The following is a 15,059-nucleotide window of genomic DNA, read 5'->3' on the forward strand; positions in this document are numbered from 1 at the left end:
GCAAAGTAATTCATGAAAAATCAACCGGAAATTACATTTAAATCGGCTTTTGCTGAGGATACATATAAGGGCTTAAAAAACTACCCAAAGTTCTTGCTTTCCAAATATATATACGATAAAAAAGGCGATAAGCTCTTCCAGAAGATCATGGAAATGCCTGAATATTATCTTACTTCCTGCGAATTTGATATCCTTAAACTCAATGCCGAAGATATTGCCAACGCATTCAGTAGTAAAAATGGAATCGATCTTATAGAATTGGGTGCCGGCGATGGGAAGAAGACTAAGATTCTACTAAGAGAAATGGTGGATAAAAAATATAAATTCGATTATCTGCCAATCGATATTAGCCAGAATGTACTGGATGAACTGGAAGAATCACTAAAAAATGAAATCCCTGAAGCGAGTGTAAAGGTTCAACAGGGAACTTATTTTAAAACCCTGGAGAAACTTGCTGAATATAACAACAGGAAGAAAGTGATCCTGGTACTGGGAAGTAATATTGGAAATCTGTCCCATAAAGAAGCGGTAGAATTTCTGTCAAATATTGCCAATGCGATGAGAGCGGAGGATATGTTATTTATGGGATTCGACCAGAAAAAAGATCCGCAGAAAATTCTTGATGCTTATAACGATCCGGCTGGCATAACTGAAGAATTCAATAAGAATTTGCTGGTAAGGATAAATTCTGAACTTGGAGGAAATTTCGACCCGGACAGTTTCCTGCATTGGGAAACCTATAATCCCGAAACAGGTACGGCCAGAAGTTTCCTGGTAAGCAAAAAAGCTCAAAAGGTTCATATAGAAAAATTAGATCTTAAAGTAGAATTTGAAGCCTGGGAAAGCATCCACACAGAAATATCCCAAAAATATGATGATTCAGTGGTTAGATGGCTTGCAGATGAAGCCGGGCTTCATGTTGAAAAGATTTTTGGTGACCGGGAAAACTGCTATAAAAATTATATCTTTAGGAGAAAGACAGACCCCGCTAATTAAGAAATGATGAGAGCTATTTGGAAAGACACTGTAATTGCTGAGAGTTCTAATACCCGAATCGTGGAAAACAATCATTATTTCCCACGAGAGGATATAAAGGAGGAATATTTTAAACCCAGTGATTCCCACTCCCGTTGTCCATGGAAAGGCAAGGCTTCATACTTTCATATAGAAGTGGATGGCGAAATCAATGAAGATGCCGCCTGGTACTATCCGGAAGCCAGTTATGCTGCGAAACCTATAGAAAATTTCGTAGCCTTCTGGAATGGCGTGAAAATCACTGAGTAAAAAATTCTGAAACTTTAAGAATGCTAATTATACTGCCAGAACACTATTCTCGGCAGCGGCAAAATCATTCCACTGGTAAGAATCGGCTTCAGTTTCATTTACCCATTCTCCATCCACGATATATCTGAACTGATATTCTTTATCTACAGGCAGATTGAGCTGACCTTTAAAATTTCCGTTTTTATACTTTTTAAGTGAAGAAGATTTCCAGTTATTAAAATCTCCGGCTACTTCTACTTTTTCAGCATCTTTCGCGGGCACTACAAATGTAATCTTACATTCTGGCTTAGACTTTAGGTATTGTTTTTTTATTGGCATGACAATTCTTTTTTAATGATTCATGCTCCAAAATAAATTAATAAAATATTATAAAACAATAACTATCAGAACGTTATGATGATTTTTTCGAATATAGAAAAGAATTGAATATTTTAAAGAGAACTTAAAAATACGAAAACGTTATTCTTTAATTATAATGCAAAAAACTGAGAATATAACCTATCATATAAAATTAAGCATCAAATATTTAAAGCTTTGAAAAGCTTACTTAGGTCTTCTTCAGTATTAAAATAATGCATACTTACCCGAATCCCATCTCCTCTAAGAGAAGTTATAATTCCTTGACCCTTCAGGCGGTTGAATAGGTCTTCGTCACCTTTAATATTAAAAATAGGAGCAAAGTTTTCTCTTTTTAAAGTCCATTCTTCCAGCAAGCCTGCCTTGGCAAACCTATTCCTCGCAATTTCTTTAAGATGGTTGATCTTTTCTGAAATAACCTCAATCCCAATATTATCGATGAGCTCTATAGCAGATTTTAGACTTCCGAAATTAAGCGTATCATAATGCCCCGGTTCAAACTTACCAATAAAGTTTCCTTCTTGTGCCTTATATTTCCCTTGAAGTGATCCAAATCCAAGATGTTTTGGAGCTATCCTGCCCTGTACGCTTTCATTGAAAAGCATAAAACCATTGCCATAACCGGCATTCATCCATTTATATGAGCTTCCAATAGCAATGTCAATACCCGAATCATCAAAATCGAATTTTTCAGTGCCGAAATATTGTGTTCCATCTGCGATAAGAATAAGATCTGGGAATTCAGATTTTATTTTTTTCAGGAAATCTATGCTCAGTTTAACTCCATTGATCCATTGAACTATGCTGAATGCAAAAAATTCAGGTTTCTCTTTTTTGATCTTTTCAATAATATTCTCTTCCAGATCTTCATTGATGTCAGCAAATATTACCTCGAAATTCCTGGATTCCACAGCCCAGTTGATCGAAGGATAATCGTTTTTCAGTAAAAGGACTTTCGCAGGTTTTTCAATACTTTCAAGCACACTGTTAAAGCCATAGGAGAAATTAGGTATTAATGCTACCCTGTTTGACTCGCAATTAAAAAACTCTCCCACACATTCCCTAACGCCGGTAAGCATCTCCCCCATTTTTTCCTTAAGGAGACTGGCTTTAAGAAAGAAATCCATATCGTGATCTTGCCTGAACTCCCATACTTTTTCCGGCAACAACCCTGAAGCCGCAGTATTTAGGTAAGTGTATTGCTCAAGTACGGGGAAGCCTTTTCTTAAATTATCCATAAGCGTTAGGAAGTTCTTTTGATAAAAATGTAAATTTGATACTATACTAATGTAATTGTTATTATGTTTTCTAAAAAGAAAAACACTTCCAAAATAGATTACGAACAGCGCGAACTATATGAGAATGCACGAAAAAGGACCAAGCAGAAAAAGAGGCTTTTTCAGCATTTTGTGGTCTTTCTTGCCGGAGCCATTTTTGTGATCGTTCTTAACGTGATCATCGGTTACCGTGAAGATCTTAAACCACTTGGATATAATTGGTTTGTATGGGTGGTACTATTATGGGCCATAATTTTCCTTGCCCATTTCCTTAATGTGATGGTTGTAAACAGCCTGATGGGGAAAGACTGGGAAGACAAACAGATAGACCGGCTGGTAAAGAAGCAAAAAGAGCGAATAGCAAAATTACAGGAAAAAGTAGAAAGAGAACATCCGGTACCATCATCAACAAAGAACCTGGAAACTGGATCTACAAATAAAAGTATTAGGCCGGAAGACCCGGACTCACCCATAAACAGCTAACATTAATGATTACAATGATTGCCGCCGCGGCAGAAAATAATGCCCTGGGAAAAGACAATGACCTGGTATGGCATTTACCAGATGATTTTAAAAGATTCAAAAGGTTAACCTCCGGACATTATATCATTATGGGAAGAAAGACCTTCGAATCTTTCCCGAAACTATTGCCAGACCGCACCCACGTAATTATCACCCGAAAGGATGATTATAAACCTGAAGGTACCATCGTGGTGAACTCACTTGATGAAGCCTTAAGGGTATCAAAAATTGACGAGCAGCCCTTTATCATAGGTGGTGGTGAGATCTATAAAATGGGAATGGAAAAGGCAGACAGAATTGAACTTACCCGCGTACATGCAGACTTCGATGCTGATACTTTTTTTCCGGAAATTGATACCGACCATTGGGAACTTGTAAAAGAACAGTTTCATGAAAAAGATGAAAAACATGATCACTCTTTTACCTATCTAACTTATGATAGAAAGTAATCTTTCAAATGTACTTCATAGAATAGCAGAAGAATTTGAGATAGAATTGTCGAATGCCTCTACCCTAACCGGCGGAGATATAAATGAGGTTTTCCTGCTTGAAGGCAAAGCCGGTAAATTTGTAGTAAAGCTGAATGATGCTGAACAATACCCCGGCATGTTCGAAGCTGAGAAATCTGGTTTGGAAGAACTTCGTGCTCCTGGAGTTATAGACGTTCCTTCGCCTATGAAAACCGGGCAGGTTGACTCCTACTCCTACCTGATATTAGAACATAAACCATCAGCGCCAAAAAGACCTGACTTCTGGGAGATATTTGGGGAACAATTGGCACATCTGCATAAGCAAAGAGCCGGTTCCTTCGGGTTTGAAACAAACAATTATATTGGAAGCTTACCCCAGTATAATGACCATCGTGATTCTGCTTCCCGTTTTTATTTAGAAATGCGCCTTGAACCCCAGATAAGAATGGCTGAGGAAAAAGGATTTCAACTAAATGTTTCTAATACCTTCTATGAAAATTGTCAGCAGATGATCCCTGATGAACCTCCTGCCCTTATTCATGGAGATCTCTGGAACGGGAATTTCTTAGTGAATTCAGATGGACGTCCTTGCTTGATAGATCCAGCAGTGGCATATGCACCCAGAGAAATGGACCTTGGAATGATGAAACTTTTCGGTGGCTTTCATGAAGATCTATTTAAAATTTACGATCAAACTTTTCCCCTGGAAGCAGGCTGGAAGGATCGGGTAGACCTTTGGCAATTATATTACCTGCTGGTACATTTAAATATCTTCGGGGCAGGATACAGATCTAAGGTCCTTTCGATTATCAATAAATATGGCTAATTTTACAATTCTTAACATCGGCAGGTTCATTTTTAGCAGTTCATTAGCGCAAAAAGCCTAGTCACTAAAGTATCTTCAGCTCAAACAAAAAAAATTGATTATGAGTACGAAGAATTTATATGATGACAAGGCAAGAGCAAAAATTAAAGAACTGGCTGAAGATGTAGATTTCTGCATGCTGGTTACAAATATGGATGAAAAACCATTGAGTGCTGTTCCAATGAGCACCAAACAGGTAGACGACCATGGAGCTGTATGGTTCCTGAGTAAAAAGACCAGCGAGCACAACCGCAACATCGAAAAGGATAGTGACGTACAATTACTGTACAGCGGAACTTCAGATATGGAATTCCTTAGTATGTACGGAGAAGCTTTTATTGAAACCAATAGAGAGGTTATCAAAGAACTTTATTCCAAAGCAGATAATGCCTGGTTTGAAGGAGATGATGACCCAGAGATCACTGCAATTAAAGTTAATCCTAAGGAAGCTTATTACTGGGATAATAAAGACAACAAAATGGTCACGCTGTTTAAATTAGGAATGGCCGCAGTTACTGGGGATGATCAGGATATTGGTGAAAAAGGAAAATTAAACATATAGACAATTTGTATTTGTCGGTGAAGACCTCATGGCGAATCTTCGTTATGAGGTCTTTTTAATTATACCTATTTTTGTGAACCTAAACCAACATTTATGAAAGCATATGTATTTCCAGGTCAGGGAGCCCAGTATTCTGGGATGGGACTTGACCTTTTTGAGAAGTCAGCCGAAGCGCAGGACCTTTTCCATAAAGCCAATGACATACTGGATTTTCCAATAACCGATATAATGTTCGAGGGATCTGCAGAAGACCTAAAACAAACCAAAGTTACTCAGCCTGCAGTTTTTCTTCATTCAGTGATCCTGAGCAAGGTTTTAGGTGAAAGTTTTAAACCAGATATGGTAGCAGGACATTCACTTGGTGAATTATCTGCCCTGGTTGCCAATAAATCCTTAAGTTTTGAAGATGGATTAAAACTGGTTTTTAAAAGAGCACTTGCTATGCAAAAAGCCTGTGAACTAGAACCTTCTACCATGGCTGCTGTTTTAGGCCTGGAAGATGAAATGGTAGAATCTGTTTGTGCAGAAACGGAAGGCGTAGTGGTAGCTGCAAATTATAATTGTCCCGGGCAATTAGTGATCTCCGGAGCATATGATGCTGTGGAAAGAGCCTGTGAGAATTTGAAAGAAAGAGGAGCCAGAAGAGCAATGATCCTTCCGGTTGGAGGTGCATTCCACTCTCCGTTAATGGAACCCGCACGAAAAGATCTCGCCGAAGCAATTGAAAATACACATTTCAGCGATCCCATTTGCCCCATATACCAGAATGTGAGCACTTTCGCGGTTACCGATCCTGAGGAGATCAAGAAAAATCTCGTTTTTCAATTAACTGCTCCGGTAAAATGGACCCAATCTGTTCAGAATATGGTCCAGGATGGAGCTGCAGAATTTATAGAAGTAGGTCCAGGAAAAGTTTTACAGGGATTGGTTAAGAAAATTGATAGAGGAATGCAGACTTCTTCTGCGTTGATCGAATAACAATCATTTTCAATAAAAATCTAAAAGCCTTCGCATATTAGCGAGGGCTTTTTTATAATTCATCTTTATTTCGGTCAATCTGAATTTGATCCAAAATCCTTTATTTGAATTTTGAGAAATAATTAATCATTTTTGTAAACCTCGCCTTCCTTCATAACGAACTTTACTTCTTTAAGTATTTCGATATTTTCTGTTGGGTCTTCATCTACCGCAATGATATCTGCATAGAAACCTTCGGCAAGCTGACCGGTTTCCTTTTCCATCTTCAGAATCTTTGCCGGCTCTATGGTTGCTGATTGAATAGCTACCATTTCAGGCATTCCGGCTTCTACCATATAAACGAACTCCCTTGCGTTTTCACCATGTTTGAAGACACCTGCATCGGTACCAAAAACTATAGGCACTCCCCTTTTATAGGCCTTTGAAAATGTATTCTGGATCTTAGGCCCAATTTCCCTGGCTTTCGGAACCACCAACTCCGGGTAATAATTTTCGATCTCAGCTTTCTCGGTTACTTCTTTTCCGGCAGTGATGGTAGGAACCAGATATGCATTATATTCCTTCATCAAATCCATGGTTTCCTCGCTCATCAAGGTGCCATGTTCTATGGTTTTAACTCCTGCTTTTACTGCTCTTTGCATACCTTCATCTCCATGCGCATGAGCGGCAACATGAAAACCATAATCATTCGCTGTTTTTACGATCTCTTTAATTTCTTCTTCAAAGAATTGCGGATTGGAACTGCTTTTTGCAACGCTTAAAACCCCGCCGGTCGCAGTGATCTTGATTAGATCTGCACCATTTTTATATCGTTGCCTTACCGCTTTCCTGGCATCCTCGAGGCTATTAACGACCCCGTCTTTAGGACCGGGATCACCTACAAGTGAATTCTTCATACCGTTGGTAGGATCGGCATGCCCTCCTGTGGTAGCCAAAGATTTGCCTGCCGTAAAAATCCGCGGCCCGGCAACCTTTCCTTTAGCAATGGCGTCACGAAGAGAAATATTAACTCCCGAACCTCCCAGATCTCTAACAGTAGTAAAACCGGCCATAAGCGTATTTTCAGCAAAGGCTATGGAGTTAAAAGCATCATCTGCAGGATTATTGGTAAACCTTTGCAGGTACTTACTAGGGTTAGTTTCACTTTCAATATGAACATGCATATCTGTAAATCCAGGTAAAACGGTTTTGTCTTTTAAATCGATCAAACTATCCCTTGAAGAGGCAGGATCTATAAAGCCTTTTTCAACACTTTTTATCCTCTTTCCTGAAACGATTATCGTATGCTCTTTAAGAACTTTTCCGTTTTTGGTATCTACCAGTTTTCCGGCGTGAATGTAAATTTCCTGGGCCCATAGATTAGAGCAAATAAATATAGCCGCGAAAATCGTTATCAGTTTTTTCATAAGATAGATTTGAGATTAAATTCGATTTCGAAAGAGGTATTAAAAGATTTTTTTGAGAGTTATCTAGGCATTTACAAAATCGTTGATCGTTTTGGCGATATACTTGATCTGCTCCTCTTCCAGTTCTGTATGCATAGGCAGGGAGATCACTTCTTCCACCAGTTTATTTGTCACTGAAAAGTTCTTTTCCTGGTACCTTTCATCAAGATATGCTTTCTGGCGGTGCAATGGAATGGGATAATAAATTCCGAAAGGGATTCCTTTTTCCTGCAGGTGTTTAGCCAAAGCATCTCTCTTACCATTTTTGATTTTCAGAGTATACTGGTGGTAAACATGAGTATCACAATCACCGCTTCTAACCGGGGTAACGATATGTTCATTTTCTTTAAATGCTTCTGAATAACTTATTGCAGCCTTTTTCCTGGCTTCATTGTAGATATCCAGCCTCTTTAATTTAGCCCTAAGCACTGCTGCCTGAAAACTATCCAGCCTGGAATTCACTCCAACCACATCATGATGATATCTCTCATACATTCCATGGTTTACGATCCCTCTAATGGTATGGGCCAGCTCATCATTATTTGTGAAAATGGCTCCACCATCGCCATAGCAACCAAGGTTTTTGGAAGGGAAAAATGAAGTTGCAGCGACGTCTCCTATAGTCCCGGCCTTTTGAGTTTTCCCGTCTTTAGAATGATAATTGGCTCCGATAGCCTGGGCATTATCCTCGATCACAAAAAGATCGTGTTCCCTGGCAATTTCCATGATCTCGTCCATATTGGAAGTCTGACCGAAAAGATGAACGGGAACGATGGCCTTAGTATTCGGGGTGATAGCCTTTTTTATTTCTTCAGGGTCTATATTGAAGGTTTCAGGATCTACATCAACGAGAACAGGTGTTAATTGTAATAGGGCGATCACCTCTACCGTAGCGGCAAAAGTGAAGTCGGCTGTAATTACCTCATCTCCCGGTTTTAGCCGCAGTCCCATCATGGCGATCTGGAGAGCATCGGTTCCATTGGCACAAGGAATTACATTTCTAACTCCCAGATATTCCTCTAGTTCCTTTTGAAATGCATATACATGAGGACCATTAATAAAAGAGGTTTCCTCTAGAATTTCCTGCATTCCTTGATTTACTTCATTTTTTATACCTTCATATTGACCTTTTAGGTCAACCATTTGAATCTTTTTCATCTACAATATTTTTCAGGTTTACGAAAATACGAAATATAGGTCCTTCTAACAATGCATTTATTGGGAAAGGCCTATTTTAGCAAACTCAAGTTTTAAGTGTGCAGGGAATTTACAACGTACTGGTAAAACTAAGCGGAGTCGTTCTGAAATCGGCGGGTAAATTTAGTCCGAAACTCAAAGATTTTACCGAGGGCAGAAAAGACCTCTTTTCAAATCTGGAAAATAAGATCGACCCTAATTACGATCATTTCTGGATTCATGCTGCTTCCCTTGGTGAATTCGAAATGGCAGTACCGGTCCTTAAAATGCTAAAAGACAAATATCCCGATACAAGGACCGTAGTGAGCTTCTTTTCACCTTCGGGTTTCAAGAATAAAAAAAAGCATGACCTCGTTGATCTATTTACTTACCTACCACTGGACACCACTGAAAATGCAGAGAGGTTCCTGGATATCATCCAGCCGAAAATGGCATTTTTCATTAAATATGATTTCTGGCCTAACCTTCTAAATGAATTAAGAAATAGAGAAATAAGGACTTTTCTGGTTTCCGGAGTTTTTCGGAGAGACCAGGCATTTTTTAAGTCCTATGGCAAATGGATGCGGGAATCATTAAAGGCCTTCGAGCATTTTTTTGTTCAGAATAAGGATTCTAAAGAATTACTGAATAATAATGGATTTAATAACGTAACTGTAAGTGGAGATACCAGGTTCGATCGTGTAGCCGCTCAACTGGAAACGGATAATCGTATTGATTTTATTGAAGAATTCAAAAACGATAAAATGCTTGTGGTATGCGGAAGTACCTGGCCTGAAGACGAATACCTTATCGTTAATTTCATCAATTCATCGGTAAAGATCAAATTCATTATTGCTCCCCACGAGATCAAAGAATCCAAGATTAATAAGCTGGAAGAAAAATTAAACTTACCCACGGTAAAATATTCCGAAAAGGAAGGAAAAGATCTAAGTTCCTCTTCGGTTTTAATACTCGACACTATTGGGTTACTGGGCAGAGCTTACAGTTATGCAGATATTGCCTACGTTGGTGGAGCTGCAGGAACCACTGGATTGCATAATATCCTGGAACCGGCAACTTTTGGAATTCCTATCATCATAGGTGAGAATTTTAGCAAATTTCCCGAGGCTAAAAAATTAAGAAGCCTGGCAGGCCTGTTTTCTGTTAAAAATTCAGAGGAATTTTCTGCAATAATGACCAAATTATACACAAATTCTGATTTCAGGGAAAAGACGGGAATGATCGCAGGACACTTTATAAGTAGCAATACCGGTGCAACAAGAAGCCTGGAGGAATACCTGTAAAAATCAAAATCTTTCACCTTAACATTCTCTGCTAAAAAAACCTAAAATTAAATCCGGGAATAGGTTTTTAGTGTAATTTCGATCTCTATAACCAATAAACTATTTTAAAAATGAAACGTTTATCAATTCTGGCAAGTGCCCTGTTTTTGATCTCATCGGTAACAATTTCCTGTAGAGACACATCAGATAAGGAAACTATTGTGAGAGAGGTTGAAGTAGAAAAAGAAGTAAAAACTCCCGAGGAGGCTGAAGAAAAAGAAGGAATCCTGGAGAGAACCGCTAAAGAAGTGGATAAAGAAATTAATAAGGAGATCGACGAAGAGATCGATAAAATTGGAGATGACAACTAAATATTCGTTTTTTTTACGACCTTGTATATCAGAAACATTATTAAACCACTCCAAAATTTAAAAAGATGAAAAAACCAATTTTAATGCTGGCATTCATACTGTCTTTGGGAGTTCTATTTACTTCCTGCAGGGATACAGCTAAAGAAAAGGAAAGTGAAGAGACAGAAATGTCTGAAGATATGGATGAAGTCGATGAGGTAGAAGACATGGATGATGACCTTAACGACGATATGAATAGCGTTGAAAGTGACATCGAACAGGCTGCCGATGATGCCGGTGATGCTGTTAATAACGCGACAAGAGAGACTGGAGATGCCATCGATAAAGCAGGAAACGAAGTTGAAGGTGCAGCAAAAAAGACAGGTGATGCTATTAGCAAGGCTTATAAGGACACCGAAAGCGGGATTGAAAAAGCCGCTAAAAAGACAGGTGACGCTATTAATAAAACTGCAAATGATGTAGGAGATGCAGTTAACAAGGCCGCCGATGATGTGAAAAACGAGGTTAATAATACTGACGATAATTAACCTCTGATTAAATAATATATTCTAAGCCCTTTTCTTCTGGAGAAGGGTTTTAACTTTTAAAGGATTTCAGTTCTCGCTTTAATTCCTCCATAGATTGTTGTAATTCCTGGAAAAGTCCGCTATTGGAAGGATTATCCAGGTTGAATGTAAGTTTTGAATTTACCTGCCAGATTTCCTGGATATCATGCACATTGATTTCTAGCGGTAAATATTCCTCATTTAAGGAGATCAATAACACCTTGGAAGAATCGGGCATCTTCTGAAGTTTCTTTACCAGGACAGAATCATACATCACGATCACATAAACCCTGTTATTACTCGCCTCCTCAATACTGGAAACTGCCTTACCCATAACCCATTCACCAGGACGGTAATCTGGCAGCATACTATCTCCTTCTATCTGAAACCCACGGTAAGTTGCATTTCTAAATTCGGGAAGGGGAATATCAAAAGCTGGTAGTTGACTATACCATTCCACATCCTGGACGTTATGCGGGTAACCTGCAGCCGCCTTTTGATTTACCAATATTATATTTTCGTTGTCGGCATTATCTACGGTTACTACTTTCGGGCTTACGTCACCTTTGGAGACTTTCAAATATTTCTGCCCACTTTCACCAAATAACCACAGAGGATTAATTGCAAATTGCCGAAGTAGTTCGGCTACAATCTTTCCAGATAGTTTTGTTCGCCCCCTCTCAATATCTGCCGTAGAATTCTTTATACCAAGTAACGCGGCGAATTCCGTCTGAGTGAAATTATTTTCTTCACGTACTTCTTTAAAATGCTTGATTTCAATAGATCCAGGTGTGCCCATAAATTAAATATTAGGAATATTTCCAAAATTTACTCAAAAATATTGGATTTAATCCTATTTAACTAAAAAAGCTGAAAAAATTTTAAAAATTGCTATACCTATCCTTAAAACCTAGCAGCCTCAAGGCATTCAATACTACCACGATCGTGGAACCCTCATGAAATACAACGGCAATTCCAATATTGGCCCAACCAAGAATTGTTGCAGGAAGTAAAAGAGCTACTACTCCTAAACTGATCCACAAATTCTGTTTAACGATTTGCTGGGCTTTACGGCTCAGAGCGATAGCAAAAGGCAGTATTTCCAGTTTGTCTGCCATTAGGGCGATATCAGCGGTTTCCAGGGCAACATCACTTCCTGCCGCGCCCATTGCTATACCAACTGTACTGTTAGCCATAGCGGGCGCATCATTCACCCCATCGCCAACCATCGCGATCTTATTTTCCTCTTTTTTCAGCTGCTGAATACGTTTCACTTTTTCTTCAGGCAATAAACTTCCATAAGCATCAGTAAGTCCAATTTCTGAAGCTACTGCATCGGCAACTTCCTGGTTATCGCCAGTTAGCATGATCATTTTCCGGATGCCTATCTTTTTCAATTTAGCCAGGGTAAATTTGGCAGAACTCCTTGGAGTATCCATCAATCCAAGAATACCACTGAACTGATCATTATGTTGAATAAGCATTACCGTTTTGCCATCCCTTTCTAGTTTTTTAACCTTTTCACGTACATCTGTAGGAACACCGCCTGACTCCTCATATAATTCAAGGTTCCCAATTTTTATGAGATCGCCGTTGACCTTCCCTTGAATTCCCTTTCCCTGTATTGCTTCGGATTGAGTGGCTTCAGGAATACCATTCAACTCCTGCATTTTCTTTTTTCCATCCCTTACCACAGCTTTAGCCAATGGATGATTACTGGAGCTTTCCAGGGCAATCACTTTTCTCAAAAACTCATCATTAGATAACCCATTCAATAGAATTAGATCGGTAAGTTTAGGTTTTCCTTCAGTAAGAGTTCCGGTTTTATCAAAGGCAAGTGCTCGCAAGGTCCCCAGATCTTCCAGAGGTTTTCCTCCTTTAATTAGCACTCCTCCTTTCGCTGCCCGGGCGATACCACTTAATACAGCAGATGGAGTAGAAATAGCGAGAGCACAAGGACTTGCAGCTACAAGTGCAGCCATAGAACGATAAAAACTATCCTGCCAGGATTCATCTATCACCAGAAAAGAAAAATTCAGCAGAACGATCAGGATCAGGACTGCCGGCACGTAATATTTTTCAAATTTATCGGCTAGCAACTGAGTAGGAGATTTTTTCTCCTGAGCCTCCTGTACCATCGTGATCAAACGGTTAAGGGTAGAATCATGAGATTCCTTGATCACCCTCACCTCTATACTATTGTTTCCATTGATAGTTCCTGCATACACCCTGCTTTTCGCTGGAATCTGATCGTCTGAAATATAATCTGTCTTAGGGTCATTTACAGGCACCTTATCTACCGGAATACTCTCCCCGGTAATAGGAGCCTGATTGATACTTGTTTTACCGTGGATTAGAACCCCGTCTGCACTTACCGAAGAATTAGGTTTCACCCTAATGATATCACCAATCTTCAGATCTTTTATATCCACTTCAATATAATCTGCTCCCTCCTTTTTAAGCGCTTTACCAGGTGATAATTTGGTGAGAGATTCAATAGATTTTGTTGCCCTGTCCATGGCTAGATGCTCCAAAGCATGCCCCAGGCTAAAAAGGAACAAAAGTAAGGCTCCTTCCGCCCATTTATCAAGAAATGCGGCACCAATTGCAGCCACAAGCATCAAAAAATCTATTTCAAAACGGCCTTTGGAAATTTCGGTGATCGCCTCTTTTAAAGTGTAATATCCTCCGAAGCCATAGGAGATAAGGAAAGAAATTACCACATACAGGTATGTAAGGCTCGAAAATCGATCTAAAATAAACCCGGTTACGAGAAATATACCGCTGAGAACGGCAAAGATCAATTCTGTTCTCTCCCCGAAAATTCCACCATGATGAGGTTTACAGCAACCGTGATTATGAATAGACATTATCTATATTTTTATATTCCAGAATAATTTTTAGATACATATTTCAGTTCATTGATTTCAATGGAAAAAAACAGTAACCAACGAGAAGAACCTCTACACAATACTTTATTCCGCCAACATTTAATAGCGTCGTGCATATACATATTTATACTTATTTAGATTCCCGACTAAGATATGCTGAAAAACATGCAATTGAAGTGCATTATTCCAGATTGGAACATTTGTCACAAATCCCTTTTATTACAAGATTGATATCCTTGCTTACAAAGCCTGGCGGTAAACTGATATGAGGGATCTTATGATCTGTCAAACAAACGGTCTCCTGACAGGTATCGCAATGGAAGTGCAGATGAAGATCTTGTGGCTGTCCAGATTCAGCGACTTTATCGTCCAAAGCATATTTTGAAACCCCTGTGCCGTCGTCGATCTGGTGCACCAGCCCATTTTTTTCAAAAGTCTTAATGGTGCGATATAAGGTAGTGCGTTCAGACCTGTCGAAATCTGCCTCCAGGTCATTAAGAGTTACGGCAACCTCCCTCTTTCGAAGAAATTTGTAAACAAGGATTCTTATGGCCGTTGGCCTGATTTGATGCTTTTTTAAAACAGATTCTATTTCGCTCATTTTTAAAAGCCTTGAGCAAATTTAGTGCGAAATGAATTAATCAGGTAATAAAAATAGATTGAAAAATAACAGGATTATTTCCTAATTCTCGGAAAATACATTCTGATCAACACAGCAGCTACAGATCTTAGCATTTGTAAGCTGAAACTTCTCCCTTACAGAGGCAAGAGCAAGATTACCATTGGGAAAAATCCCAAGGTAAATTCTTCCCAATACATCGGGAAGATCTTTACAGTTTTCGGCATGAACCTTAACTATCCCCAGGGCATTAGGTTTCTTGCTAGAATAATAATATTGCATCCCGCAATTTATTCTGATTTTAAATTGGGAAATATTCTTTTTAAAGTTTTTTTTAACGTTTTTAATAAAGGAATGTTAAAAAATAAAGCGGAAAAATAGCCTGTTCATTAATCAAAAAAATAAAAAAAAGTT

General features: G+C 38.9%; 18 protein-coding genes. 10 read left to right on the forward strand and 8 right to left on the reverse strand.

Annotated elements, in window-relative coordinates:
• Nucleotides 1–12 precede the first annotated feature (12 nt).
• On the forward strand, nucleotides 13–996 hold the full coding sequence (locus tag ML462_RS01575; protein ID WP_240711977.1) for an L-histidine N(alpha)-methyltransferase: 984 nt from the start codon (nucleotides 13–15) through the stop codon (nucleotides 994–996).
• Nucleotides 997–1,002: 6 nt separating this feature from the next.
• Nucleotides 1,003–1,284 carry a DUF427 domain-containing protein gene (locus ML462_RS01580; RefSeq protein ID WP_240712905.1) on the forward strand — a complete coding sequence of 94 codons (282 nt, stop codon included), beginning with the start codon at nucleotides 1,003–1,005 and terminating at the stop codon, nucleotides 1,282–1,284.
• A 27-nt stretch (nucleotides 1,285–1,311) separates the two neighbouring features.
• Here ML462_RS01580 and ML462_RS01585 read toward each other — a convergent pair whose 3' ends face one another.
• Both ML462_RS01585 and ML462_RS01590 read right to left on the reverse strand, forming a co-directional pair.
• Nucleotides 1,312–1,602 carry an isoamylase early set domain-containing protein gene (locus tag ML462_RS01585; protein ID WP_240711978.1) on the reverse strand — a complete coding sequence of 97 codons (291 nt, stop codon included), beginning with the start codon at nucleotides 1,600–1,602 and terminating at the stop codon, nucleotides 1,312–1,314.
• A gap of 200 nt (nucleotides 1,603–1,802) precedes the next feature.
• Complete coding sequence (locus ML462_RS01590) at nucleotides 1,803–2,879, reverse strand: aminotransferase class V-fold PLP-dependent enzyme (RefSeq protein WP_240711979.1); 1,077 nt, start codon at nucleotides 2,877–2,879, stop codon at nucleotides 1,803–1,805.
• A 63-nt stretch (nucleotides 2,880–2,942) separates the two neighbouring features.
• Here ML462_RS01590 and ML462_RS01595 point away from each other — a divergent pair, with 63 nt between their 5' ends.
• The 5 genes from ML462_RS01595 (at nucleotide 2,943) to fabD (ending at nucleotide 6,315) form a co-directional block, all read left to right on the forward strand.
• Nucleotides 2,943–3,401, forward strand: coding sequence for a 2TM domain-containing protein (locus ML462_RS01595; protein WP_240711980.1), 459 nt, complete (start codon nucleotides 2,943–2,945; stop codon nucleotides 3,399–3,401).
• Between the two features lie 5 nt (nucleotides 3,402–3,406).
• Nucleotides 3,407–3,889 (forward strand): dihydrofolate reductase, encoded by a 483-nt coding sequence (locus tag ML462_RS01600; RefSeq protein WP_240711981.1) that lies wholly within the window; start codon nucleotides 3,407–3,409, stop codon nucleotides 3,887–3,889.
• Nucleotides 3,876–4,736, forward strand: coding sequence for a fructosamine kinase family protein (locus ML462_RS01605; RefSeq protein WP_240711982.1), 861 nt, complete (start codon nucleotides 3,876–3,878; stop codon nucleotides 4,734–4,736). Before ML462_RS01600 ends, ML462_RS01605 begins: the two co-directional genes overlap by 14 nt.
• Before the next feature lie 100 nt (nucleotides 4,737–4,836).
• On the forward strand, nucleotides 4,837–5,337 hold the full coding sequence (locus ML462_RS01610; RefSeq protein WP_240711983.1) for a pyridoxamine 5'-phosphate oxidase family protein: 501 nt from the start codon (nucleotides 4,837–4,839) through the stop codon (nucleotides 5,335–5,337).
• Nucleotides 5,338–5,430: 93 nt separating this feature from the next.
• Nucleotides 5,431–6,315 carry an ACP S-malonyltransferase gene (fabD, locus tag ML462_RS01615; protein ID WP_240711984.1) on the forward strand — a complete coding sequence of 295 codons (885 nt, stop codon included), beginning with the start codon at nucleotides 5,431–5,433 and terminating at the stop codon, nucleotides 6,313–6,315.
• 122 nt (nucleotides 6,316–6,437) lie between these two features.
• Here the strand turns inward: fabD and ML462_RS01620 are convergent, their stop codons facing one another.
• Complete coding sequence (locus tag ML462_RS01620) at nucleotides 6,438–7,721, reverse strand: metal-dependent hydrolase family protein (protein ID WP_240711985.1); 1,284 nt, start codon at nucleotides 7,719–7,721, stop codon at nucleotides 6,438–6,440.
• 63 nt (nucleotides 7,722–7,784) lie between these two features.
• A complete protein-coding gene (locus ML462_RS01625) occupies nucleotides 7,785–8,918 on the reverse strand; it encodes a DegT/DnrJ/EryC1/StrS family aminotransferase (protein ID WP_240711986.1) in 1,134 nt (377 codons plus the stop codon).
• Between the two features lie 98 nt (nucleotides 8,919–9,016).
• Here ML462_RS01625 and ML462_RS01630 point away from each other — a divergent pair, with 98 nt between their 5' ends.
• The 3 genes from ML462_RS01630 to ML462_RS01640 all read left to right on the forward strand — a co-directional run bounded on the left by ML462_RS01630 (nucleotide 9,017) and on the right by ML462_RS01640 (nucleotide 11,117).
• Complete coding sequence (locus tag ML462_RS01630) at nucleotides 9,017–10,240, forward strand: 3-deoxy-D-manno-octulosonic acid transferase (RefSeq protein ID WP_240711987.1); 1,224 nt, start codon at nucleotides 9,017–9,019, stop codon at nucleotides 10,238–10,240.
• 110 nt (nucleotides 10,241–10,350) lie between these two features.
• The gene (locus tag ML462_RS01635; RefSeq protein WP_240711988.1) at nucleotides 10,351–10,590 is read left to right on the forward strand and encodes a hypothetical protein; all 240 of its coding nucleotides are present in this window, start codon (nucleotides 10,351–10,353) and stop codon (nucleotides 10,588–10,590) included.
• Nucleotides 10,591–10,655: 65 nt separating this feature from the next.
• Nucleotides 10,656–11,117, forward strand: coding sequence for a hypothetical protein (locus ML462_RS01640; RefSeq protein WP_240711989.1), 462 nt, complete (start codon nucleotides 10,656–10,658; stop codon nucleotides 11,115–11,117).
• A 49-nt stretch (nucleotides 11,118–11,166) separates the two neighbouring features.
• Here the strand turns inward: ML462_RS01640 and ML462_RS01645 are convergent, their stop codons facing one another.
• The 4 genes from ML462_RS01645 to ML462_RS01660 all read right to left on the reverse strand — a co-directional run bounded on the left by ML462_RS01645 (nucleotide 11,167) and on the right by ML462_RS01660 (nucleotide 14,927).
• Entirely contained in the window at nucleotides 11,167–11,934 is a 768-nt protein-coding gene (locus ML462_RS01645) for an XRE family transcriptional regulator (RefSeq protein ID WP_240711990.1), read from the reverse strand.
• Between the two features lie 82 nt (nucleotides 11,935–12,016).
• Nucleotides 12,017–14,005, reverse strand: a complete 1,989-nt coding sequence (locus tag ML462_RS01650; RefSeq protein ID WP_240711991.1) for a heavy metal translocating P-type ATPase — start codon at nucleotides 14,003–14,005, stop codon at nucleotides 12,017–12,019.
• A 202-nt stretch (nucleotides 14,006–14,207) separates the two neighbouring features.
• Nucleotides 14,208–14,627, reverse strand: coding sequence for a Fur family transcriptional regulator (locus ML462_RS01655; protein WP_240711992.1), 420 nt, complete (start codon nucleotides 14,625–14,627; stop codon nucleotides 14,208–14,210).
• 81 nt (nucleotides 14,628–14,708) lie between these two features.
• Nucleotides 14,709–14,927, reverse strand: coding sequence for a hypothetical protein (locus ML462_RS01660; protein WP_240711993.1), 219 nt, complete (start codon nucleotides 14,925–14,927; stop codon nucleotides 14,709–14,711).
• Nucleotides 14,928–15,059: the final 132 nt, after the last annotated feature.

The sequence above is a fragment of the Christiangramia lutea genome, from assembly GCF_022489035.1.
Lineage (GTDB): Bacteria > Bacteroidota > Bacteroidia > Flavobacteriales > Flavobacteriaceae > Christiangramia > Christiangramia lutea.

Bases quoted from the DNA above. Each gene is read 5' to 3' on its own strand.
- ML462_RS01640 (WP_240711989.1), top strand. From the start codon at position 10,656: ATGAAAAAACCAATTTTAATGCTGGCATTCATACTGTCTTTGGGAGTT.
- ML462_RS01635 (WP_240711988.1), top strand. From the start codon at position 10,351: ATGAAACGTTTATCAATTCTGGCAAGTGCCCTGTTTTTGATCTCATCG.
- ML462_RS01610 (WP_240711983.1), top strand. From the start codon at position 4,837: ATGAGTACGAAGAATTTATATGATGACAAGGCAAGAGCAAAAATTAAA.
- ML462_RS01600 (WP_240711981.1), top strand. From the start codon at position 3,407: ATGATTACAATGATTGCCGCCGCGGCAGAAAATAATGCCCTGGGAAAA.
- ML462_RS01660 (WP_240711993.1), bottom strand. From the start codon at position 14,927: ATGCAATATTATTATTCTAGCAAGAAACCTAATGCCCTGGGGATAGTT.
- ML462_RS01595 (WP_240711980.1), top strand. From the start codon at position 2,943: ATGTTTTCTAAAAAGAAAAACACTTCCAAAATAGATTACGAACAGCGC.
- ML462_RS01575 (WP_240711977.1), top strand. From the start codon at position 13: ATGAAAAATCAACCGGAAATTACATTTAAATCGGCTTTTGCTGAGGAT.
- fabD (WP_240711984.1), top strand. From the start codon at position 5,431: ATGAAAGCATATGTATTTCCAGGTCAGGGAGCCCAGTATTCTGGGATG.
- ML462_RS01605 (WP_240711982.1), top strand. From the start codon at position 3,876: ATGATAGAAAGTAATCTTTCAAATGTACTTCATAGAATAGCAGAAGAA.
- ML462_RS01650 (WP_240711991.1), bottom strand. From the start codon at position 14,005: ATGTCTATTCATAATCACGGTTGCTGTAAACCTCATCATGGTGGAATT.
- ML462_RS01580 (WP_240712905.1), top strand. From the start codon at position 1,003: ATGAGAGCTATTTGGAAAGACACTGTAATTGCTGAGAGTTCTAATACC.
- ML462_RS01585 (WP_240711978.1), bottom strand. From the start codon at position 1,602: ATGCCAATAAAAAAACAATACCTAAAGTCTAAGCCAGAATGTAAGATT.
- ML462_RS01620 (WP_240711985.1), bottom strand. From the start codon at position 7,721: ATGAAAAAACTGATAACGATTTTCGCGGCTATATTTATTTGCTCTAAT.
- ML462_RS01590 (WP_240711979.1), bottom strand. From the start codon at position 2,879: ATGGATAATTTAAGAAAAGGCTTCCCCGTACTTGAGCAATACACTTAC.
- ML462_RS01655 (WP_240711992.1), bottom strand. From the start codon at position 14,627: ATGAGCGAAATAGAATCTGTTTTAAAAAAGCATCAAATCAGGCCAACG.
- ML462_RS01625 (WP_240711986.1), bottom strand. From the start codon at position 8,918: ATGAAAAAGATTCAAATGGTTGACCTAAAAGGTCAATATGAAGGTATA.
- ML462_RS01645 (WP_240711990.1), bottom strand. From the start codon at position 11,934: ATGGGCACACCTGGATCTATTGAAATCAAGCATTTTAAAGAAGTACGT.